Here is a 21,350-nt window from a genome sequence, read left to right as displayed (position 1 = left end):
GTGGTCGCGGCCTAGCGTGTCGGCGTGACGAGTGTGCTGGTGGTGGACGACGACTTCATGGTCGCCAAGCTGCACAGCCGCTATGTGTCCGCGACGGAGGGCTTCACGGTCGTCGGGGTGGCCCACAGCGGCGCCGAAGCGCTGCGCGCGGCCGAGCGGCTTCGGCCGGATCTCGTACTGCTGGACATCTATCTGCCCGACATGGACGGGATCAGCGTGCTGCGGGAGCTGCGTGCGACGGAGGAGCGCGACGGACGTGCTTCCGTGGACGCCCTGTTCATCACGGCCGCGCGGGATGCGGGCCTAGTGCGGGCGGCACTGCGCGCGGGCGCCCTCCACTACCTGATCAAGCCCTTCACCCAGGCGGCGCTCCAGGAACAGCTGCGGCATGTGGCCTCGCTCCGCTCCCGCTTCGACCGGCTGGGCGAGGCCCGCCAGGAGGACGTCGACCAGATCTTCGGCACCCGCCCGCCGGGGTCGCGCGAACTCCCCAAGGGCCTGGCGGCCCACACCGCGGAACTGGTGGAACGGATCCTTCGGGAGCACCCGGGCGAGGACCTGTCGGCCTCGGAGTGCGCGGAGGCGGGCTCCCTGTCCAGGGTCAGCGCGCGCCGGTACCTGGAGTACTTCGCGGAGACGGGGCGGGTGGAGGTGACGCTGCGGTACGGGGGGACGGGGCGGCCGGAGCGGCGGTACCGGCGGATCGGCTGAGGTGGCTCGGGGCGGGCCTGAGCCGCCGAGTGGTCCCTCGCATCACATGCGAGAGCATGTCCATGTCTAAGTCCATGTCCATGTCCACGCTCATGGGCAGGAAGTCTTGGAGGGGGCATCGCAGTCGCTGGGGAACTCTGGGCATCGGTCTTGTCGCTCAGTGGTGTTGTGCTCGGCAGTGGGCTGACGGCGTTCGCACAGCGCGCCACCCAGCGGTCCGCCGAGAGAACGGAAGAACGGAAGCAGGCTGCCGCCACCGCAGAGGCTCGCCGGGCAGAGCAGTTGCAGGCGATCAAGGACTTCATCGCGTGCGCCCAGGCGGCCGAACGAGCCGCCTATCGCCGTCCCGAACCGTGGGGTGACGACGAGGAAGGCTGGATGACACAGACCCAGCCCATGATGACCGCGCTGTGGACCGCGGAGCGGACGCTCATGCTGCTCTGCGACGAGGCCGTGCAGGACCCCGTCCACGTCTACGGCCGTGCGCTCAACCAGGCAGTGTGGCGAGACATCGGCGACGCCGGGGTGAACGAGCACCTCGAGACGCCCAAGGCCACCTTCATGGCGGCAGCGCGCACCAGCCTCGCCTCCCGCTGAACGGCCTGGCCGCGGTCGGGTCAGGCAGGTGACACGGTCGGGCACGGTCGGGTCAGGTGACCCGGTCGGGCGTGGGATGGCTGACCCGGAGCTTCGACTGGCCGTGCGGCAGTCGCTCCCAGTCGTCCATGAAGCAGGCGACGAGACCGTGCTTCTCGGCCAGCCGGATCATCGTCTCCGTGCGGTAGTAGAAGTCCTCGCCAAGCACCTGGTGCTCGCTGCCTTCGGTGCGGTCGTAGGTGAAGTCGAAGAAGCCGCCGGGGGCCAGCACCCGTCCGACGTGCGAGAGGCATTCGTCGATGACCTCCAGCGGTGAGTGCGAGAACACGCTGTGCGCGTGCACCACCGTGAACCAGGCATCGGGAAGGAAGTCCAGCGTCAGGTCGTCGACGGGTGTCAGGTACGGCATCTTGTCCTGGAGGCCGTACTGGACCAGGGTCTTCTTGGCCTCGATGAGGATGTCGGGCGAGATGTCGATGCCGACGTAATGGCCGGGCTCCAAATGCTCGATGAACCGCCACCCGGCCCGCAGGTTGCCGCACCCGATCTCCAGCATCCGGTCCTGCGGATTCAGGCCGTGTCGCACCAGGTAGTCGTACTGCAGCTGTCCGATGGCCAGCCAGCGGTCGTGCGACGGGCCGCCGCCGACCGCCGCCTCCGGACTCCTCGCCGTGTCCGACGCCATCACCGCCCGGTAGTACGCGATGTGACTCCCGCGGTGCCGGAACCGGAGCCAGCCGTCCCGGCTCGCCCGTCGCAGGTACGGGAGCACGCGCTGGGGATGCCGCAGCGCGTAGCGCACCTTGTGCCCCAGCCGTGAACGGTTCCTCGACAGCCGCGGAGCGGGTGTCTTGTGCATGACGGCCTCCCGTGCCATCCGTGGGCTGCCCCTGCGCGGATGCTAACCACGCGGGAGATGACACGCTTCCCCGGCCGCCTGCCCCTGTACTCCCGCCCGTACTCCTGACCGTACTCCTGCCCCTACGCCGCGCGTCCGCGCGCGCGACGCCGCCCGGCCTGACGGGCCCGCCCCCGGAAACCGCCGTCTCACTCGTTCGGGAAAGCCGTTCGGCCGAGTGCCGCGCAGGCCTCGTTGGCCGCGGCAACCACTCGCAGCGTGGACCGACGGCGTCTCCCTGACCGACAGCCATCTCGGCCTGGGCCTGGCCGTGCTCGGAGGCCTGTTCGCCCCGGTCTCCCCGGTGGACGCCGCCGAGATCGTCTGCGTCTTCATGCCCGCCTTCATGCCCGCCTTCATGCCCGCCTTCATGCCCGCCGCCTTCGACCGGATATTCGGTTTCAGGTCACCCGCCCGGTGGGATTAGTCACGGCTCGGCTGCCGACCGACCGTAGACATGCGGAAGACGAAGTTCCCAATTGCGTCTGGAGGCCGTCCGATGAGATCCGTCAACAAGTTCCACGGCGCTGTCCTGGCCGGAGCCGTGCTGGCAGCAGCGGCGGTGGCAGTGACCACCACTCCAGCCGTAGGTACGGCCCAGTCCCCCAAGAACGCGCCGCTGGTCGAAGCGGTCTCCGAGCTGAACCGATCGACACAGTGGAATCTGGCCGAGCGGATCAAGCTGAACTTCCCAACCCATCACCCGCAGGGCTTCGCCCGTGTCGGGGACCGGCTCTTCCTGTCCAGCGTGGAGATCATCGAGCCGCCGCTGAAGTACCCGCAGCCGGTCGACGGGTACGACCGGACGCCGGGCAAGGGCCGCGGGCATGTCTTCGTGCTCGACCTGAAGGGCAACCTGCTGAAGGACATCGTCCTCGGAGAAGGAGACGCCTACCACCCTGGCGGAATCGACGCCGATGGGACGTCGCTGTGGGTTCCGGTCGCGGAGTACCGGCCGTACAGCCACTCGATCGTCTACCGGATCGACCTGGCCACCCTCGAGGTGCATGAAGAGTTCCAGGTCGCTGACCACGTCGGCGGCATCGTGCCCGATCCCAGGACCGGCGAGCTGCACGGAGTGACGTGGGGATCCCGGGAGTTCTACACCTGGAGCGGCAAGGGCAGGCAACTGGCCCACTCGGCCAACTCCAGCCACTTCGTGGACTACCAGGACTGCGCGTACACCAAGCGTGAGCTGATGCTGTGAGGCGGAGGGCAGCAAGCTGCGGATGTGGGCGGCTCCCGACGACGGCGAAGAGGTGTCCGGCACCGAGATCCTCATCTACGAGGCCAAGGTCGGCTGATTCGGGGTGCGGGGGCGTGCGCGGTCCTGGCCGGGGTGGTCGCCGGTTGTACGGCACCCGCACCGGAGGTCGACCTCACGCTGAGGAAGGCAGTCCAGCCGCTGCGGCGGTCGGTGCACGGCTGCCACACCCCCCGCGACCGCAGGCCAGCGAACCGCGTCCGCGCGCGTTCTTCCGCATTGACAGGCGACTACCGGCTGGTTGTAATGGTGCGCGTGTCGCGTGACACCGGCCAAAGAGCAGTGGGCAGGCCGGTGATCGGGCGGACACCATTCACCAAGGGGCCATGCCATGAGTTCACACTCAGCGATCTGCGCCTGACGTAAACGCGTCCGCGCGTCGTCCCTTGTCGTCCGCGGTGTCCTGCACCGCCGTGTGACGTCTGTACGCCTTGCCTCCCGAGCCTCCGACGGCCGCCGCATCCCGGCGACCGTCCACTGCTCCACGGCTCCGCGTGCTCGATCGACTATCGATGTCCGTCTCCGGGCGAGGGCTCGCGCGCGGTCACCACGCGCTGCGCGCATCACTGTCATCCACCATCACCGCGGTCATCCACCGTCACCGCGGACCACGCACTCTTCACCTGGAGATTCGACACCGTATGCCCACGTCCTTCAACCAATCCGTCATCGAGGAGTTCCGCGCCAACGAAGGAAAGGTCGGTGGTCCCTTCGAGGGCGGCGACCTCCTTCTGCTGACCACCACCGGCGCGAAGTCGGGGAAACAGCACACCACTCCCCTCGGCTACGTCCGTGACGGCGACCTCCTGCTGGTCGTCGGGTCCAACCTCGGCGCGCCAAGTCATCCCGCCTGGTACCACAACGTGCTCGCCCATCCCCAGGTGCAGGTGGAGATCGGCACCGAGTCGTTCGCAGCGATCGCCGTCCCCGCCGAGGGCGCTCGGCGCGAGCGGCTGTTCGCGCACGTGGTGCGCGCGGTGCCCGGATACGGCGACTACCAGACCCGGACCACCCGAGCCCTGCCGGTCGTGGCGCTGGAGCGGGCCGAGCCCGAGGAAGGGGCAGGTCCCCGCGAGGTCAACAACCTCGCCGACAAGCTGATAGAGGTCCACACCTGGCTGCGCTCGCAGTTGCGGCACGTGCGCGCCGAGGCCGACGCCCACTTCGCCGCGCAGGCGGCCCACCACGGCTCCGACGAACCGCCGGCGCCAGGGCTCGGCCTGCAGATCCGGCAGCACTGCCTCGCGTTCTGCCAGTCCCTGGAGTTCCACCACACCAGCGAGGACGGGCACCTGTTCCCCGCGATCGCGAGCTACCACCCCCACCTGCGCGACGCCATCGACCGGCTCCGCGACGAACACCGGACGGTCACCCGTGTCCAGGGCGAACTCCTCGCCCTGCTGGCCGACATCAGCACCGCTGACCCGCGGCGTTTCCGCACCGAGCTGGACCGGATGTCGCAGGAACTGACGGCGCACCTCGACTACGAGGAGGAGTCGCTACTTCCCGTGCTGGCGGAGATCCCGTGGCCCCCGGCACTGCCGGTACCCGACACGGCGGAAAGCGCCACCACCTGACGGGTGACCGCAGGAGGGCGGTGCGGCGCCGGCCCGTCACCGCGCTCCCTCACCCTGCGGATACCGCACGCCCGCCGGCTCCTCGGCCGCGCAGCTCTCGGCGATCCGCAGGACCTGGTAGCCATCCGCGAGCCGCCCCTGGTGACTGTAGCGCGGGCGGCCTCCGCCCAAAGGGGCGGCCGTCGCTCGGGCACGGGGATGTGGCCCTAAGCAGGCCGGTCAGGCCGGCCGCGCGTACCTCGTGGCGAGCCGCCGCAGGGCGAGCATGCCCCCGATGCCGGGGACGGCCGAGAGTGCGGTGGCCGTCCGGTCCGGGCCTGCCTCGCGGGCCGTCGCGATGATGACGATCAGATATGCGCAGCCGTGCAGGGGGCCGATCGCTGAGGCGACGGCTTGCAGGTGCAGCACGCTGACATTGGCCAGCAGGACTGCCAGGGAGGCAAGTTCGAGGGAGGCGGTGACCCGGAGGAGTCTGCTCGGTCGGTTCATGATCAGGCTCCTGTGGTGGATCCGGGGCGGACGATCATCAGGACGGTCACGGTGATGCTTGCGCCATGCGTACCGTGGCTGTCCTCGCCCTGGACGGAGTCATCCCCTTCCACCTGTCCACCCCGATCGAGGTGTTCGAACGAACGGCCTCAGGCGATCGCACCCGGACGGTGATGGAGAGCCGATCCCCGTTCCGCCGCTGGACAAGCGCGCACGACCCAACTTCCTGAGCGCCCTCTTACCCCCGCCTTAAAGCGAGCATAAGGATCGCCATCACCCCCTCCCAGCAGGCGATTTCGCGGTTGCGAGCGGCTAGCTTGCTGATCGCCGGGGCCGGTTCGAGCGGTCGGCGCTGTGGTCCTACGGGGGGCCGCGCCGCCAGTTCGAGCCTGCCTCGGGACCCCCCATATGCCGCTCTTGAAGGAGTACGTCACCATGACCGCTCGCCGTAAGGTCACCTCGGTCGCCGCCCTCGGGTTCGCGCCGCTCGCGCTCGCCGGTCTGGCTGCCGCGCCGGCCGTCGCGCACGGGTCGATGACGGACCCGGTCAGCCGGGTGTCCGCCTGCTTCGCCGAGGGGCCCGGAGAGTCCGGATTCGGCGGCGTGCAAGGCGGCGGTCGCGGCCAGCGGTACGCAGGCCTTCTACGACTGGAACGAAGTCAACATCGCCAACGCCGCCGGAAACCACCAGCAGTTGATCCCGGACGGAAAGCTGTGCAGCGCCGGCCGCGACAAGTACAAGGGGCTCGACCTGCCCCGCGCCGACTGGCCGTCCTCCAAGCTCGCGTCCGGCAACCGCACCTTCCGCTACAAGGCGACCGCCCCGCACAAGGGTTCCTTCGAGCTGTACCTCACCAAGGACGGCTACGACCCCACCAAGCCCCTCAAGTGGTCGGACCTGGAAGAGAAGCCGTTCGCGAAGGTCACCAACCCCACGCTGCAGAACGGTGAGTACGTCTTCGACGGCGTCGTCCCGAACAAGTCCGGCCGGCACCTCATCTACTCGATCTGGCAGCGCTCGGACTCTCCCGAGGCCTTCTACACCTGCTCCGACGTGGTCTTCGGGCAGGACAACGGCGGCGGTGCGCCCGCCCCGACCGCCTCCGCACCCTCCGAGGAGGACATCGCGGACGGCGCGGACAAGTCCACCGTCGATCACGGTGGCCACGGTGGCGATCACGCGGAGGCGACCGACGCAGCTGCGGCCGACAAGCCTGCCGAGAAGCCTGCCGACAACAACGCCGGCAACAACGCTCCCGAAGCGAACAGCGTCGCCAAGCCCGCCGCCGCCCCGAACCCCGCCGGCGACAACCTCGCCGAGACCGGCGGCGACGGCAACACCCCGTACATGGCGATCGGCGGCGCCGCCGCCCTCGCCATCGGCGCCGCGGCGATGTTCGGCACCGCCCGCCGCAGGGCGACCGCCGGCGGGCGTCACAGCCGCTGACGTATACGACGAAGAGGCAGGGCTGCGGCCCGCTCCCCCGAAAGGGAGCGGGCCGCAGTTGCGCTTTTCTCAGTCGAATACCGACGCGCACGTCGTCGGCGTCGCATGCGCCGGATCCAGTGCGTTCGTCACCTCGTGGTACGCGATCCGGTCGAACAGCCCTATCGCCACATGCTCCGACAGGTCGACCGCGCACAGGGCCTGGAGCAGCACATTCTGTACGCCCGGACCTGCCAGGTACTGCGAGCGGTACGGCGTGACCACCTCGTCGTAGCGAGTGGCGATGACCGTGTAGCGCACGCCGGGCACGGTGTCGCCGCCCGCGTTGAGCTTGGTGAGGAAGGCGGAGCCGGCCATCTGGTCGGCCAGCCCCGGAGTGGCGGCGCTGAGCAGATCCTCGGCGCCCGGGAAGTACGGCAGCAGCTTGGTAAGGCCGTTCAGCGTGGTGCCGTGGTTGTCGGGTGCGAGGCCGATCAGCGCGTTCACCTTGTCGGCCCCGCCCAGGAACTTGAGGTAGTGGCGCGGCATCATGCCGCCCTGGGAGTGGCCGACGAGGTCCACTTCGGATGCGCCGGTCGCGGCGAGCACCTTGTCGACGTACGTGTCGAGTTGCTCGGCCGAGTTGTCGATCGGGCCGAGGCCGTGGAAGAAGGGCACGCCGGGGAGCTGCCCGTAGTCGAGGGAGAAGACGCAGTAGCCGCGTCTGACCAGGTACGGGGCGAGGGCGAGCCAGTTGTCGACGGAGTTCCCTAAGGTTCCGTGGACGAGGACGACGGGGCGGGGGTGGGCGGCGGATGGTTTGCAGGAGTAGTTGTTCCAGCCGCTGCGGGGCGCTGGGTCGGCGTTCGCGACGGCAGGTGTGAGGGCGACAGACACGGCCAACAGCAGGGCGGCGACCGGTCTGAGGGCACGTTTCCAGGGCAGCATCGGGCAATCTCCTTGCGGCTCAAGGGAGTAGCGATGGCTGGATTTGTGGTGCTCAAGCCAACTTACGCACGAGTAAAGAAAGATTGGAAGTTACGCGCCGGTAAAAACTGACCCCTGGTCAACACATAGGCGCTATGCGGCGAGTGAGCCCGGAACCACCGCCCGCGGCCCGAACTTCGCCCGCGCCCGGTCCGCCACCGCCTCGATCCTGCGCGCCCGCTCGTCCGCCGGGTCGAACGTCAGCTGCCGGGCCGCCCGTTCGACCGGCGTCAGGTCCTCGGCGCGCAGCGACAGGCTCCGCACCCGGGCACGCTGCAGGCCGAGCGACTCATGGATCCGGTACGCGACACCGGTGAGCGCCGCGGAGTGGGCGGTCGGCTCGCGCAGGGTGCGCGCCCGCGTGGTCGTGGACCGGTCGGCGTACCGCACGGTGAGGGTAAGGGAGCGGCACACCTGGCCCTCGGCGCGCATCCTCAGCCCCAGTTCCTCGGCGATCGAGAGCAGCGCCGTGCGGTGCCGTACGGGGTCCAACTCATCCCGGTTGAAAGCCCGTTCGGCGGCGATCGAGCGTGCGGCGGCGTTCGGAACGACAGTCGTACGGTCGATGCCGCGCGCCCGCTCCCACAGCTCGCGCCCGGCCTTCGCGCCGACGATCCGCTGGAGCACGGCGAGCGGCGCTTCGGCCACGCGGCCGACGCAGTCGAGGCCGTACGCGCACAGCGTGCGGGCCGTCGCCGTCCCGACGCCGTCCAGCGCGGCGACCGGCTTGTCGGCCAGGAACCCGGCCGTCTCGTCGTCCGTCACCACCAGGGTCGTCCCGGGCACGGCCTCCCGCGCCGCCATCCTGGCCAGCATCGGGCTCGGGCCCGCACCGATCGCGCAGTCCACCCCGCAGTGCGCGAGCGCCCGCACCCGCAGCAGCGCGGCGAGCTGGGCCGCGTCCCGCTCGAAGTACCGTTCGGCGCCCTGGACATCGATGAGCGCGGCGTCGGGCGGGAGCGCCTGCACGACGGGGCTGATGTCCTCGGCCAGGCCGAGCAGCGCGGGCAGCGCCGCCTCGACCCCGCCCGTCTCAAGCGCCGGGGCCAGTCGGAAGCGTACGTAGAGGATCATCCCGCGCTCCCCGGACTCTGGTGCCACAACTTCCGTCCGGTCGGGGTCCCCTCACCCGGCGGCTGGAGGTCCGCCCAGGGGTTCAGCTCATAGCCCGTCGACAGCTGGATCCGCCGGCCACTGTCCGCCGGAGCCTCGGCCGGCCCCTCCTTCTCCGGGACTTCCGCAAGCCGCGCCGCGACCGCGTCGAGCCCGCCCGTACGCCGCAGCTCCACCAGCTCCGCCAGATTCCAGGCCGCCGCGCCGACCACGCTGAGGCTGCGCGGCCCGCGCCGCTGCACCACCCCGCGTACCAGCAGCAGCCAGGAGTGGAAGACGGTGTGCGCGCACGCGGCGTGGCTGTCGTCGAAGAAGGCGAGGTCGACCAGGCCCGTACCGTCGTCGAGCGTGGTGAAGATGACCCTCTTGCCGGACCTGATCGGCGGTGTCTGGGTGGCCGCCTTCGCGCCCGCGACCAGCACCGTCTGCCCGTGCCGTGCCGCGCGCAGCCGCTGCGCCGAGACCACTCCGAGCTCTTTGAGGAAGGCATGGTGATCCCCCATCAGATGGCGGGACGCGTCCATACCGAGGACGCCGAGCTCGGCGCTGAGGCGTTCCGCGTCGCCGAGGTCGGGGAGTCCGACCGGGGCGGTCTTCTGCCCGTCGCCCAGGGGGAGTTGACTGCCGTACGGCCCCGAGCCCGCCCGCGAACCGGATCCCGGACCGCGCTGCCCGCGGTGGAGTTCGGCGAGGTGCAGCAGCAGGTCGCGGCGGTTCGCGCCGAAGGCGTCCAACGCGCCCACCTGGGCGAGCCGTTCGGCGACCGGACGCCCGGGACGGGCCCGCTGCCAGAAATCCAGCAGCGAGGAGTAGGGCTGCCCGGCCTCGATCCGCGCGGTCTCGGCCTCGCTGATGCCATGAACGTCCGAGAGGGCGAGCCGCAGCCCCCACCGATCAGGAGTACCGGACACCAGTTCGATTCGATGGGCGGCCGCCGACCGGTTCACATCCAGCGGCAGCACCGGCACCCCGCGCCGCCGCGCGTCCGCCAGCAGCAGCCGCTTCGGGTACATTCCCGGGTCGTGCGTGAGCAGCCCGGCGTAGAAGGCCGCCGGGTGGTGCGCCTTGAGCCACGCCGACTGGTACGTCGGCACCGCGAAGGCCACCGCGTGCGCCTTGCAGAAGCCGTACGAGCCGAAGGCTTCGATGATCTCCCAGGTACGGGCGATCACTTCGGGTCCGTACCCCCTGGCCTCCGCGTGCTGCGCGAACCAGACCTTGATCTTCCCCTGCGACTCGGGGTGGGAGAGTCCGCGTCGCACCCGGTCGGCCTCACCCCGGCCGCAGCCGGTCATGATGTTCACCATCTCGATGATCTGCTCATGGAAGACGACCACTCCGTACGTCTCCTTCAGCGGCCCCTCCAGATCCGGATGCGGATACCGGACGGGCGTCCGGCCGTGTCTGGCCTCGATGAACGGCCGCACCATGTCGGCGGCGACCGGCCCCGGCCTGTAAGAGCGAGATGTCGACGACCAGGTCACCAAAGGTGGAAGGCTGCAGCCGGCCGACCAGGTCGCGCTGGCCCGGCGACTCGATCTGGAAGCAGCCCAGTGTCTCGGTGGACTTGATGAGTTGATACGTCGCCGGGTCGTCCGGCTCCACCTGCTCCGGGTCGTCAAGGTCGAGCTCCTCCCCCGTCGCCCGCCGCAGCTCGGCGACCGCGTGCGCCATCGCCGACTGCATCCGCACCCCCAGGACGTCGAGCTTGAGCAGCCCGAGGTCCTGCACGTCGTCCTTGTCGAACTGCGACATGGGGAAGCTCTCGCCGCTGGTGGGCACCACCGGCGTACGCGCGAGGAGCGTGGCGTCCGAGAGCAGCACCCCGCACGGGTGCATGGCGACGCCGCGCGGCAGCGCGTCCAGCGCCTCGACCAGCTCCCACAGCCGTCCGTACTTGTCCCCTTCCCGCTGAAGCTCCCCTGCCAGTTGGCGCAGTTCGGGCAGCTCCTCCATGGCGGCGCGCGCGTCGCGGGCGCGGATGTGCGGGAAGGACTTGGCGATCCTGTCGATCTCGGCGGGGTCCATGGAGAGCGCGGCGCCCACGTCCCGTACCGCATGGCGCACCCGGTAGGTCTCGGGCATGGCGACGGTCGCGACCCGCTCCTCGCCGAAGCGGCCGATGATCGCGCGGTAGACCTCGAGCCGGCGGGCGGACTCCACATCGATGTCGATGTCGGGCAGCACGGAGCGCCGGGTGGAGAGGAAGCGCTCCATCAGCAGCCCGTGCTCGACGGGGTCGGCGTGCGCGATGCCGAGGAGATGGTTGACGAGCGAGCCGGCGCCGGAGCCGCGCGCCGCGACCCTGATGCCCATCTTCTTCACGTCGTCGACGACTTGGGCGACCGTCAGGAAGTACGAGGCGTAGCCGTAGTACGCGATGATGTCCAGCTCGTGGTGCATCCGCTCCCAGTACTCACGGCGGCCGTCGTAGCCGCGCAGCACCATTGCGGCGGCGGCGCGGGAGGCGAGCACCCGCTGCGGGGTGCGGCGCCCGGCGCCGACCAGATGCGGCTCCGGGAAGTGGACGGCGCCGATCCCCAGATCGTCCTCGGCGTCGACCAGGCACTCGGCCGCCGTCTCCTCCGTCATGGCGAGCAGCCGGTGTGCGGTGTCGCGCCGGAAGCCTGCGGCCTCGGCGACCCGCTCGGCGGTACGGGCCATCTCGGCCGGTTCCTTGAGCCAGCGCTCCCCGCTGTCGAGGCCCTTGCGCGGGTCTATGGGTACGAGCCGGCGGGCGGCGTCGAGGACGTCGGCGACCGGACCCTGCCCCGGGTCGGCGTACCGGACGGCATTGGTGAGCACGGCCCGCACGCCCTGTTCGGCGGCGAAGCCGAGGGTGCGGGCGGCGTGCCGCAGCGAGCCGGGTCCGGTGCCCATGAGGCCGTGGTGCACGACTTCCAGGCGCAGCCGGTCGCCGTAGCGCTCCTGCCAGGGCACGAGCAGCTTCGCCGCGCGGTCGGGACGGCCGGCGGACAGCGCCCGGCCGATCTCGGAGGTGGGGCCGAGCAGCGCGGTCAGCCCCTCGCCGTGGTTGTCGTCCCAGGACAGCAGCGGGCTGCCGTCGTCCGCCGCGTGGGCGGCGGTCACCAGTCGGCAGAGCTCGGCCCAGCCCTCGCGGGACCGGGCGAGGAAGACCGTACGGGGAGCGGACTCGTCCACGAACGCGCCGCCGCGCACCGGGGTACGCCGCCGCTCGGTGGGCCCCTCCTTGCGCGCCCGCTCACCGACCGCGAGGCCCACCCCGAACAGCGGCCGCACTCCGGCCTCGGCGCAGGCCTTCGCGAAGCGGACCGTGCCCGCGACGGTGTCGCGGTCGGTCAGCGCGAGGGCGTCCATGCCTCGCTCGGCGGCGCACTCGGCAAGCCGCTCCGGGTGCGAGGCCCCGTATCGCAGGGAGAACCCGGAAACGGTGTGCAGATGCGTGAACCCGGGCACCCGCACCTCCTGGATCAGTCCGTCTCACCTCCCCCACCTCCACCATAGACCAAGTTTCGAACATTCGTGCGACACGTCGCGCATCAGCCATTCGACCCCGCCCCACCTGCGTGAACACCGGGCACAAGGCTTCTTCGGCGCGATCAAGGACGTAAAAAAGAGGTCCGGCCCGCCATGGAGCTCTCCATGGGCGGGCCGGACCGGAAAGAGACGAGGGAGCCGTCAGCCGATCTCGGCTCCGAACGCGCTCAGTGCTTCCGGCACCGGCTGGAAGAAGGTCTCGCCACCCGAGGAGCAGTCACCGCTGCCGCCCGAGGTCAGACCGATCGCGGTGTCGCCCGCGAAGAGCGAGCCGCCGCTGTCGCCCGGCTCGGCGCAGACCGTGGTCTGGATGAGACCGTTGACGATGTCGCCGTTGCCGTAGTTCACGGTGGCGTCGAGCCCGGTGACCTCACCGTCGTGCACCTGGGTGGTGGAGCCACTGCGCTGCACCTGCATGCCGACGGTCGCCTCACCCGCCTTGGTGATCGCCTGCGAGCTGCCGTTGTAGAGGTTGACCTCGCTCGGGTGCTCGGTGCTGCCGCTGTACTTGACGAGCGCAAAGTCGTTCTCGGGGAACTGCGAGTCGACCATCGAGCCGATCGCCGGGCCGCCCGCCGAGTCGGACCACTCGCTGCCGGCCTGCCCGCAGTGTCCGGCGGTGATGAAGTGCGGCTCGCCGTCCTTGACCACGTTGAAGCCGAGCGAACAGCGTCCGCCGCCGGAGTGGATGGCGTCGCCGCCCGCGATCAGGGGCTTGAACTCCCCGGCGGACTTCTTCAGTTCGGCCTTGCCGCCAAGGCCCTTGACGACCTGGCTGAGCTTGTCCCACGCCGCACCCTTGACCGTACGGTCGGCGGTGACGACGACCCTGTTGGTGACCGGGTCGACGGCCCAGGAGGTGCCGGGGATGGTCGCCTTGACGGTGAGGGTCTGCCGGGCGGTCTTCAGCTCGGCGAGGGTGTTCTCCACGATTCTGGCCTTGCCGCCCGCCTTGCGCACGGTCTCGGCGGCCGTCTCGTCGACGACGTTCACCACGAGGGCCTTCGTGTCGGCGTCGTAGTACGTACCGGCCGCGTCGGTGCCCAGATCCTTGCTGAGGGTGGAAGCAAGGTTTCCGGCCGCTACCGCGGACAGCGTCTTGGCGACGAACTGGTCAGTGTCGTCACTGGCGTTCGCACTCTGGAAGGTGAGGCCCGCGGCTACCAGCGCGACGACCGCGCCGCCTGCGATCGCCGCTTTCCTTTTGGGCATGCGTCGGTGCTTCAACATCGACCTCCTGTGGGGGCCGTGTCCGGGCAAGTGGGGTGCCAGGACACGGAGGATGGGGCGCCCACTATTCCGATACCGATCGGTAGCACACAAGGTCGACTTCAGGACGCGCACACGACAACGCGGGTGCGTTCACAGTGCCTTCACAGAAAGCGTCCCCACTGGTCGGTTTCGTTTGCGAACACCGCGTGCAACCAGGCCATGGGCAGCGCGTAAGGACTAGTCCTGTCCTGTTTTCGCTTCCGCGGGACCGGGCTCCGCGGGCGGCAGCGGCTGCTGGGCCCGTTCCAGGAAGCGCAGCAGCTCCACCGGGAAGGGCAGCACCAGGGTGGAGTTCTTCTCCGCGGCGACGGCTACCACGGTCTGGAGCAGCCGCAGCTGAAGCGCCGCGGGCTGCTCCGACATCACCCCGGCCGCCTCCGCCAGCTTCTTCGAGGCCTGCAACTCCGCGTCCGCGTTGATGACGCGGGCCCGCCGCTCACGGTCCGCCTCCGCCTGCCGCGCCATCGACCGCTTCATCGTCTCCGGCAGTGAGACGTCCTTGATCTCCACCCGGTCGATCTGCACGCCCCAGCCGATCGCCGGACTGTCGATCATCAACTCCAGCCCCTGATTGAGCTTTTCGCGATTCGACAGCAGATCGTCCAGATCGCTCTTGCCGATGATCGACCGCAACGACGTCTGCGCCATCTGCGAGACCGCGAACCGGTAATCCTCCACCTGCACCACGGCATCGGCGGCGTCGACGACCTTGAAATAGATCACCGCGTCGACCCGCACCGTCACGTTGTCCCGCGTGATGCCGTCCTGCGCGGGCACCGGCATGGTCACGATCTGCAGATTGACCTTACGAAGCCGGTCCACGAACGGCACGATCAGCGTGAGACCCGGGCCGCGTACCGAGGACTTGAGCCTTCCGAGCCGGAAGACCACACCCCGCTCGTACTGCTTGACCACCCGGGCCGCCGCCATCACATAGACGACGCCCGCGGACGCGACGGCCACGCCGGCCGTCACCAGTGCCTCAACCATCACGGCCCCCTGGGGTGCGATGTGGACGCGCCTGCACGTACCTCTTCGACGGTAACCCCCAAATGACTACAAAGGCAGTCCCGGTGAGGGCCCTGATGGGTAATCATCGAACCGGTGGGGAATGCCAAGGCTCACATGCCTGCACGGGGCACTTACGACGAAGGGGGCTCGGGAGTGCGACGTCGGATGCGCACGGCGGACGGGCGGCATCTGATGGTGGAACGGCTGGGCGATCCGCACGGCAGACCGGTGTTCCTGCTGCACGGCACCCCCGGCAGCAGGCTGGGCCCGGCGCCGCGCGGCATGGTGCTGTACCAGCGCGGCACACAGCTGATCGCGTACGACCGCCCCGGCTACGGCGGTTCGGACCGGCTGGCGGGACGCAGCGTCGCCGATGTCGCCCAGGACGTACGGGCGATCGCCGACGAGCTCGGCCTGGAGCGGTTCGCCGTGGTGGGCCGCTCGGGCGGCGCACCGCACGCGCTGGCCTGTGCGGCCCTGATGCCGGAGCGGATCACCCGTACCGCCGCTCTGGTGACGCTCGCGCCCAGGGACGCCGACGGACTCGACTGGTTCGAGGGCATGGCCGCGTCCAATGTCCTGGAGTACACCAGCGCGTCGGACGACCCGGCAGGGCTGACCGAGCGGTTCATCCTGCGCTCCGCCGAGATCAGGAAGGACCCGATCCGGCTGCTCGACGATCTGCGCAGGGAGCTGACCGAATCCGACCGGATGGTGGTGTCGGACGCGGGTGTCAGGTCCATGCTGCTTCGCAACTACCAGGAGGCGCTGCGTAGTTCCGCGTACGGCTGGATCGACGACGCACTCGCCTTCTGCAGCCCCTGGGGCTTCGACCCCGCCGACATCAAGGGCCCGGTGATGCTCTGGCACGGCGAGAAGGACGTCTTCTCACCCGTGGGCCACTCCCGCTGGCTGGCGCAGCGCATCCCGGGCGCGACGACCGTACTCGAACCGACCGCCGCGCACTTCGACGCGCTGCATGCGTTGCCGCGGATCTTGACGTGGCTGCTCGAGAGGTGACGGGGTGACCGGGGCCGCCCGGTAGCCGGTTCGTCCTCAATCTCCCCCAGACTTCGTCCGGGGGGACCCCCACGGGCTTGATTTCCCGCCGGTCGGCCTGAAAGTTCAGGCCGACCGGCGGGAAAGTCCAGCCCCGCCGGCGATTGAGGCGCGGGGTCTGGGGCGGAGCCCCAGGGTCAGACGGAAAGCGGCTCCAGATCGCGGTGCACCCTGCGCTCGTCCCGCGCGATCCTTGTCAGCGCATGCTCCTCACCGAGCAGTCGCTGCAGCTCCACCACAGTTTCCGCCCGCACATGCGCCGCCTCGTCCTTGCGGCCGAGCAGGCCGAGCGTGACGGACATGTTGGAGACGATGCCGAGCACCTCGGGATGGTGCGAGCCCAGTACCTCGCGCAGTCGGCTCACGGTCCGCTGCTCGATCTCCAGCGCCTCCTCCAGACCACCCAGATCCGCAAGCGCGTTGGCGAGGTTGATGGTGCTGTACAGGGCGTGCGGATGGTTCTCGCCCAGGACCTCCCGCATCGTCCTGGACGCCTTCACCAGCAGCTGTTCCGCGGCCTCCGGAGCGCCACAGCCCCACTGGAAGATGCCCAGGTTGTTGACGGCGGCGAGGGTGTACGGGTGCCGCTCCCCCGGCACCCTGATGTACTGGTCGACGACTTCCTGCGCCAGATCCCGCGCCGCGACCGGCTCCCCTGCCGCGAACAGGTCGGCCGCCAGATTCAGATCGCAGGCGAGCGAGTCCGGGTTGGCCGATGTGTACTTGGCTCGATAGCGGTTGCGGGTGGCTGTCGTCAGCCGCCGCGCGTCCTCGATCCGCCCGGCCCTGCGCAGCGAGACGGCGAGGCTCTTGGCCGCCGCCAGCGTGCCCGGGAAGGTCCTGCCGAGCTGCTCCTTGTAGAGCTCGTACGTCCGGCTGAGCAGCGCGGCAGAGTCCTCGTACCGTCCGACCTCCCGCAGGTCACGGGCGAGGTTCATGGCCGAGGAGAGGGTGTACGGATGCTCCGTGCCGAGTACTTCGGTGCGCCGGTCGAAGACCTCCTGGTCGATCTCGCGGGCTCGCGCGTACTGGCCGACCATGCGCAGATTCAGCGCCAGGTTGTTGGCGGCAGCGAGCGTACGCGGATGGGATTCGTGGAAGATCTGGCTGAATCCCTCGTGCGCTTCGGTCGCCAGCTCCATCGCCCTGCCGTACTGGCCGAGGGTGCCAAGGTCCATCGCGAGACCGCTGGTGGTCATGTACGTATGCGGATGGGAGGTACCCAGCACCGCCTGCTGACGCTCCAGGGTCACCTCGTCCAGCTCCTTGGCCTCCACATAACGGCCTTGCGAGCGAAGGATGTTGGAGAGGTGGAAGCGGAGGTAGAGATACTGCAGATCGTCATTGCCCAGCATCTCGCGCCAGATCTCGCGCAGTTCGTCGGCGAGCGTGTACGCCGCGTTCAGGTCGCCGCGCTTCCACAGATAGCGCACCCGGTCGATCATCAGCCGGCGCGTCTCGGGCTCCTTGCAGAACCTGGCCTCTGAGGTGCCGAGGTGCGGCCAGATGCTGGCGAACCGCGGCCACGTCTCGGGGTTGTCGATCGGCTCGTCGTCGTCGGGCCGGGCGCCCGCGAGGACCCGGTGGACGGCGTGCCGCGCGTCCTGCTGCTCCTGTTCGGTCAGCTGGGCCCGGATGACCGCCTGCACCAGTCGGTGCACCTGGATGCTGTTGGAGACCTGGTCGACCTTGGCCAGCGCGAACCGGCCGATCTCCCGGATGACCCGGCCGAGCACCAGCTTCTCCTGCAGCGAGGAGTCGTACGGCTTGAGCGCTTCGATCATCTCCTTGCTGTAGAGGAGGTTCGCGGAAATCGGCTCGGGGGCGAAGAAGGCGCAGAGCTGGAGGAGGCGCACCGCGGCGGGCGAGCGCTCCTTGAGCCGTTCGATGGAGACGTTCCAGGTCGCGGCGACCGGCTCGGGATAGCCGGGGGGCTGGTTGAGCGCGAGGACGCTTGCGGCCTGTTCCTTGAGCTGTTCCAGATACGCGGCGACGGGTGTGGCGGTCTCCGCGATCCAGGCCGCGGCCTGTTCGACGGCGAGCGGCAGGTCGCCGACGGCGGTGGCGACCTGGTCGGCGTCCTCGATGCTCAGCCCGCGGGCCCGCCGCTGGAGGTGCTCGATGGACTCCTCGCGCAGGAATACGTCGACCGGCAGCGCGTCCCCGTACTGCGACCAGGTCTGGTTCCTGGAGGTGACCAGGATGTGCCCGGGCCCCTGCGGGGGGAAGAACCGCTTGAGCTGCTCGGGGTCGTCGGCGTTGTCGAACACCAGCAGCCAGCGGGAGGACGGCACTCCGCGCCGCAGCAGGTCGATGGCCTCCTGCGAGGCGGCCGCCATGTCCTCGCCGCCCTGGGCGCCGAGCCGGACGGCCAGTTCGGCGAGTCCGGCAACCACGTCGTCGGGCTGCTCGGAGGAGATCCACCACACCAGGTCGTAGTCGGCCATGAAGCGGTGGACGTACTCCAGGGCAACCTGGGTCTTGCCGACGCCGCCGAGTCCGTACAGGGTCTGTGGCTGGGGCAGCACCGCGGCCACCGCCATTCCGCCGCCGAGCTGGTCGCGCATCCGCTCCAGCACCACCGAGCGTCCGGTGAAGCCGGAGTTGCGGGGCGGCGCGTTCCAGATCTTCGGCACGGTCCCGGGGAAGCGCGGCCCCGGCGAGGCGCTGTCGTGGAGCTGGACCGGGCGGTCCAGCGCGCGCAGCAGCGCGGTGGTGGCGTGCACCTCGTCGAGCCGGAAGAGGTCCACCGGGTTGCGGTCGATGTACGGGGTGGTGAGCCGGACGTCGCCGACCCGGATCGGCAGCAGATGGTGCCTGCCGCCGCCGGGGTCCTCGGCCGCGGCCCGCGACCAGAGCTCCACCGCGCGGGCGGACTTGAGATATGCGGTGGACAGGAGCACCACGGTGCGGGCGGCGTTCTCCGCGGCGAGTTCGTCCGGGTCGGCCGAGTCCCGTTCGACCGAGACGTCGCGTGGCACGACCCGGAAGCCGGCCCTGGTGAGCAGGGACTCCACCCAGTCGGCCCACATGCGGTTCTCGGCGACATAGCTGAGGAAGAGGTCGGCGGGCAGGGCGGGCCGGCGGCGGGTGAAGGCATCCCTGATCCGGAGCCTGACCTCTTCGCCGATGGCGGGCATCGAGGTGATCCGCTGGTCGGTGATGACGGCGGTGAGCCGTTCGAAGGCGGAGAGCAGGGAGTTGGTCAGGCCCGCTTCGTCACCGAAGGTGGCGAGGGTTTCCTCATAGGCGTAGTAGGGCCGGTACGGAATCTCCACCGCGCCCCAGTAGGCGGTGAGGTCCTCCCCGGCGAGGCCGGTGGGGAAGCGGTCGAACTTCAGCCGGGCCAGCGCGCGTCCGGCGTCAGCCTTCTCCTTCTCGCCCTCGTCGATACGCATCGGGACCGGGAAGATCCGGATGCCCCGGCCGCCGTACCGCTCGTCGATCTGCCGGGCCACCGAGGCTGCGCCGTCGATGGACTGGTCGCTGAGGGTGAAGCAGTCGACGAGGATGTCGGGCAGATGGACGGTGCAGATGTCGGCGATGTCGCTCAGGCCGGTACGGCTGTCGATGAGGACGTAGTCGTAGTTGGCCTTCATGTCCTCACGCAGCGCGTCGAAGAAATGGCCGCCGCCTAGCCGGTCGTAGAAGTTGTCCCAGTCGAAGGTGGAGACGGTCGCCGAATACTCGCGGTTCTGCTTGCCCGCGGAGACGAAGTCGAGTGTGCCGCCGTCGGGAAACTCCCAGCCGAGGCTCTCGGGGGTGAGGGAGACGGCGTGCGGCTGGATGCGCGCGTAGTCGAGATGCCAGTCGTCGCGGCGCGGCTCGGGGCTGGTCGCGGCCCAGGCGTACTCGGTGATCAGATCGATGACCCCGGTGGTGGCGCCGAGCGTGGAGGGGTCGAGGAAGGGGTGGAAGAAGCGGTGCAGGCCGGGCGCTTCCAGGTCCCAGTCGACTGCCAGGACCCGCTTGCCGTTCGCGGCGAGTATCCAGGCCGTGTTGGCCAGGGCCATCGTGCGGCCCGTACCTCCCTTGTACGAATAGAAGGTGACGATGCGTCCGTCACGACTGGCCGTCATCCGTGTCCTCCGCATCGGGGGCGATGTCACGCGTGTTCGGGACGTAGTGGGTGGTGCCGTACTCGGCCATCGGGCCGCGGAGCCTGGGCCGTTCGGAAGAGCGGGCTCCGGGAGGCGGAGGCGCCGCGGGCGGGAAGACCTCGGCGTGCCGCAGATACTCCTGGGCAGCCGACTCCACCACTTGGGGCAGGATCTGGCCGAATGCCTCCATGCTGAGCACGCCTCTGGCAGCGGCCCGGCAGGCGGCGCGGCCCTGGCGCATCTGGTGGGGCATCGTGCGCTCCAGCTTCTGGACCAGCTCGGCCTCGGACACCCGGCTCTGCGGGTCGTCGCGGTTCCAGGGGACGACGACGCTCACCCAGGGGCGCGGCTCCGCGTCGAAGTCGGCGAGCCGCTGGCGCCGGTCCTCGTCCTCCAGCGCCCAGCGGTCGACGAGAAGTATCTCGGGCCGGGTGGGTGGCTGGCTCAGATCGGGCGGCGACTCATGGTCGAACGAGGAGACCGTCGCCTGGTAGTTGAGCGAGCGCACCAGGTCCTGGGCCACGTACGCCAACGGCCGTGCCGAGTCCGGGTGGTACGGATTCCAGTCCTGGGACTGCTTGCCGTAGTAGTCGGGTGTGCGGCCTTCGGGCAGCTCGTGACTGGTGGGCGCGGCGACGGTCACATGCATCGGGCGGGGGCCGCCGGTGGGCTTGCCGAAGGCGCTGGGCGCCTGCCGGTAGTCGACGGGGCTGCCCGAGCCGACGCGCGTAGTGTCGGCGACGCTGACAATGCGTTTGGCGAGTTCATAGACGGCGGCCTCGTACTCCTCTGCGAATATCCGGAGTTTGATCAGCCCGTAGAGGCCGTCGGTGACGTAGCGGTCGCCGAAGGCCCGGTGGTTGAACTGCAACCGCTCGGCAGGGCCCGGAAGTTGCTCCGGCGGCATCGGCACCCACAGCGCGGGCACTATCGCCTCCGCGGGCCTGTTGCTCTTGGCCTGGTGGTAGATCGCCCGCTGGGCGAAGGCGTACCACTCCTTGCCGCACATCTCGCTGGCGAAGTACCGCGGCGAGAACAGGGGCACGAACACCCGGCAGGTGGCCAGTACTTCACCCAGACGCTCCGACCAGCCCTCCCCCGAGCGGATCTCCCGGTCCATGAACCCTGCTGGAGCACCGGCCGGCAGATCGGTCATGGCCATTACATGGCCGCACAGATCGCGGAAGAGCCGCTCCACCCACATGTCCGGGTCGGGGCCCCCGGCCCCGTACCGCGGCGTGTGCGCATAACTGAGAAAGAAGTACGGCCGATGGTCCGCCGCTCGCTGCGCTAAATCTGCCACACGACCCCCGTCCTGTGCGAACGC

14 protein-coding genes and 3 pseudogenes are annotated in these 21,350 nt (G+C 69.7%); 7 read left to right on the top strand and 10 right to left on the bottom strand.

What is annotated here, in order from left to right:
- The first annotated feature begins 33 nt into the window (after positions 1–33).
- On the top strand, positions 34–711 hold the full coding sequence (locus QFZ67_RS31265; RefSeq protein WP_307666038.1) for a response regulator: 678 nt from the start codon (positions 34–36) through the stop codon (positions 709–711).
- A 168-nt stretch (positions 712–879) separates the two neighbouring features.
- A complete protein-coding gene (locus tag QFZ67_RS31260) occupies positions 880–1,308 on the top strand; it encodes a hypothetical protein (RefSeq protein ID WP_307664398.1) in 429 nt (142 codons plus the stop codon).
- Between the two features lie 52 nt (positions 1,309–1,360).
- On the opposite strand, the gene QFZ67_RS31255 is transcribed toward QFZ67_RS31260, so the two are convergent.
- Entirely contained in the window at positions 1,361–2,167 is an 807-nt protein-coding gene (locus tag QFZ67_RS31255) for a class I SAM-dependent methyltransferase (protein WP_307664397.1), read from the bottom strand.
- Positions 2,168–2,384: 217 nt separating this feature from the next.
- Here QFZ67_RS31255 and QFZ67_RS31250 point away from each other — a divergent pair, with 217 nt between their 5' ends.
- The 3 genes from QFZ67_RS31250 to QFZ67_RS31240 all read left to right on the top strand — a co-directional run bounded on the left by QFZ67_RS31250 (position 2,385) and on the right by QFZ67_RS31240 (position 5,047).
- Positions 2,385–2,633, top strand: a complete 249-nt coding sequence (locus QFZ67_RS31250; RefSeq protein WP_307664396.1) for a hypothetical protein — start codon at positions 2,385–2,387, stop codon at positions 2,631–2,633.
- 72 nt (positions 2,634–2,705) lie between these two features.
- On the top strand, positions 2,706–3,413 hold the full coding sequence (locus tag QFZ67_RS31245; RefSeq protein ID WP_307664395.1) for a DUF6454 family protein: 708 nt from the start codon (positions 2,706–2,708) through the stop codon (positions 3,411–3,413).
- A 698-nt stretch (positions 3,414–4,111) separates the two neighbouring features.
- Entirely contained in the window at positions 4,112–5,047 is a 936-nt protein-coding gene (locus tag QFZ67_RS31240) for a nitroreductase/quinone reductase family protein (protein WP_307664394.1), read from the top strand.
- A gap of 78 nt (positions 5,048–5,125) precedes the next feature.
- Here the strand turns inward: QFZ67_RS31240 and QFZ67_RS31235 are convergent.
- Positions 5,126–5,250, bottom strand: a pseudogene (locus QFZ67_RS31235) (transcriptional regulator); the annotation flags it as partial.
- Between the two features lie 16 nt (positions 5,251–5,266).
- Positions 5,267–5,536 (bottom strand): DUF3817 domain-containing protein, encoded by a 270-nt coding sequence (locus QFZ67_RS31230; RefSeq protein WP_307664393.1) that lies wholly within the window; start codon positions 5,534–5,536, stop codon positions 5,267–5,269.
- Positions 5,537–5,971: 435 nt separating this feature from the next.
- Here QFZ67_RS31230 and QFZ67_RS31225 point away from each other — a divergent pair.
- Positions 5,972–6,983: pseudogene (locus QFZ67_RS31225) on the top strand (lytic polysaccharide monooxygenase).
- A gap of 69 nt (positions 6,984–7,052) precedes the next feature.
- Here the strand turns inward: QFZ67_RS31225 and QFZ67_RS31220 are convergent.
- The 5 genes and pseudogenes from QFZ67_RS31220 to QFZ67_RS31200 form a co-directional block, all read right to left on the bottom strand.
- On the bottom strand, positions 7,053–7,910 hold the full coding sequence (locus QFZ67_RS31220) for a triacylglycerol lipase (RefSeq protein ID WP_307664392.1): 858 nt from the start codon (positions 7,908–7,910) through the stop codon (positions 7,053–7,055).
- A gap of 132 nt (positions 7,911–8,042) precedes the next feature.
- On the bottom strand, positions 8,043–9,023 hold the full coding sequence (locus QFZ67_RS31215) for a hypothetical protein (RefSeq protein ID WP_307664391.1): 981 nt from the start codon (positions 9,021–9,023) through the stop codon (positions 8,043–8,045).
- Positions 9,020–12,500 (bottom strand): annotated as a pseudogene (locus QFZ67_RS31210) (DNA polymerase III subunit alpha). The gene QFZ67_RS31215 and the pseudogene QFZ67_RS31210 overlap by 4 nt, the downstream one beginning before the upstream one ends.
- Positions 12,501–12,722: 222 nt before the next feature.
- Positions 12,723–13,808 (bottom strand): S1 family peptidase, encoded by a 1,086-nt coding sequence (locus QFZ67_RS31205; protein WP_307666037.1) that lies wholly within the window; start codon positions 13,806–13,808, stop codon positions 12,723–12,725.
- A 222-nt stretch (positions 13,809–14,030) separates the two neighbouring features.
- On the bottom strand, positions 14,031–14,843 hold the full coding sequence (locus QFZ67_RS31200) for a slipin family protein (RefSeq protein WP_307664390.1): 813 nt from the start codon (positions 14,841–14,843) through the stop codon (positions 14,031–14,033).
- A 186-nt stretch (positions 14,844–15,029) separates the two neighbouring features.
- Here QFZ67_RS31200 and QFZ67_RS31195 point away from each other — a divergent pair, with 186 nt between their 5' ends.
- Positions 15,030–15,884: an alpha/beta fold hydrolase gene (locus QFZ67_RS31195; RefSeq protein ID WP_307664389.1), complete on the top strand. Its 855-nt coding sequence runs from the start codon at positions 15,030–15,032 to the stop codon at positions 15,882–15,884.
- A 176-nt stretch (positions 15,885–16,060) separates the two neighbouring features.
- Here QFZ67_RS31195 and fxsT read toward each other — a convergent pair whose 3' ends face one another.
- Together fxsT and QFZ67_RS31185 are read right to left on the bottom strand one after the other, a co-directional pair.
- Positions 16,061–20,002 (bottom strand): FxSxx-COOH system tetratricopeptide repeat protein, encoded by a 3,942-nt coding sequence (gene fxsT / locus QFZ67_RS31190; protein WP_307664388.1) that lies wholly within the window; start codon positions 20,000–20,002, stop codon positions 16,061–16,063.
- Positions 19,986–21,326, bottom strand: coding sequence for a TIR-like protein FxsC (locus QFZ67_RS31185; protein WP_307664387.1), 1,341 nt, complete (start codon positions 21,324–21,326; stop codon positions 19,986–19,988). The genes fxsT and QFZ67_RS31185 overlap by 17 nt, the downstream gene beginning before the upstream one ends.
- Between the last annotated feature and the right edge of the window lie 24 nt (positions 21,327–21,350).

The organism is Streptomyces sp. V1I1, assembly GCF_030817355.1.
GTDB lineage: Bacteria > Actinomycetota > Actinomycetes > Streptomycetales > Streptomycetaceae > Streptomyces.
The sequence above is the reverse complement of the archived record's forward strand: the minus strand, read 5'-3'. Positions and strand labels throughout refer to the sequence as shown.

What these genes read in the sequence shown, in the direction of transcription:
- QFZ67_RS31255 (WP_307664397.1), bottom strand. Translation starts at nt 2,167, where the DNA reads ATGCACAAGACACCCGCTCCGCGGCTGTCGAGGAACCGTTCACGGCTG.
- QFZ67_RS31245 (WP_307664395.1), top strand. Translation starts at nt 2,706, where the DNA reads ATGAGATCCGTCAACAAGTTCCACGGCGCTGTCCTGGCCGGAGCCGTG.
- QFZ67_RS31240 (WP_307664394.1), top strand. Translation starts at nt 4,112, where the DNA reads ATGCCCACGTCCTTCAACCAATCCGTCATCGAGGAGTTCCGCGCCAAC.
- QFZ67_RS31230 (WP_307664393.1), bottom strand. Translation starts at nt 5,536, where the DNA reads ATGAACCGACCGAGCAGACTCCTCCGGGTCACCGCCTCCCTCGAACTT.
- QFZ67_RS31220 (WP_307664392.1), bottom strand. Translation starts at nt 7,910, where the DNA reads ATGCTGCCCTGGAAACGTGCCCTCAGACCGGTCGCCGCCCTGCTGTTG.
- QFZ67_RS31215 (WP_307664391.1), bottom strand. Translation starts at nt 9,023, where the DNA reads ATGATCCTCTACGTACGCTTCCGACTGGCCCCGGCGCTTGAGACGGGC.
- QFZ67_RS31200 (WP_307664390.1), bottom strand. Translation starts at nt 14,843, where the DNA reads ATGGTTGAGGCACTGGTGACGGCCGGCGTGGCCGTCGCGTCCGCGGGC.
- QFZ67_RS31195 (WP_307664389.1), top strand. Translation starts at nt 15,030, where the DNA reads ATGCGCACGGCGGACGGGCGGCATCTGATGGTGGAACGGCTGGGCGAT.
- fxsT (WP_307664388.1), bottom strand. Translation starts at nt 20,002, where the DNA reads ATGACGGCCAGTCGTGACGGACGCATCGTCACCTTCTATTCGTACAAG.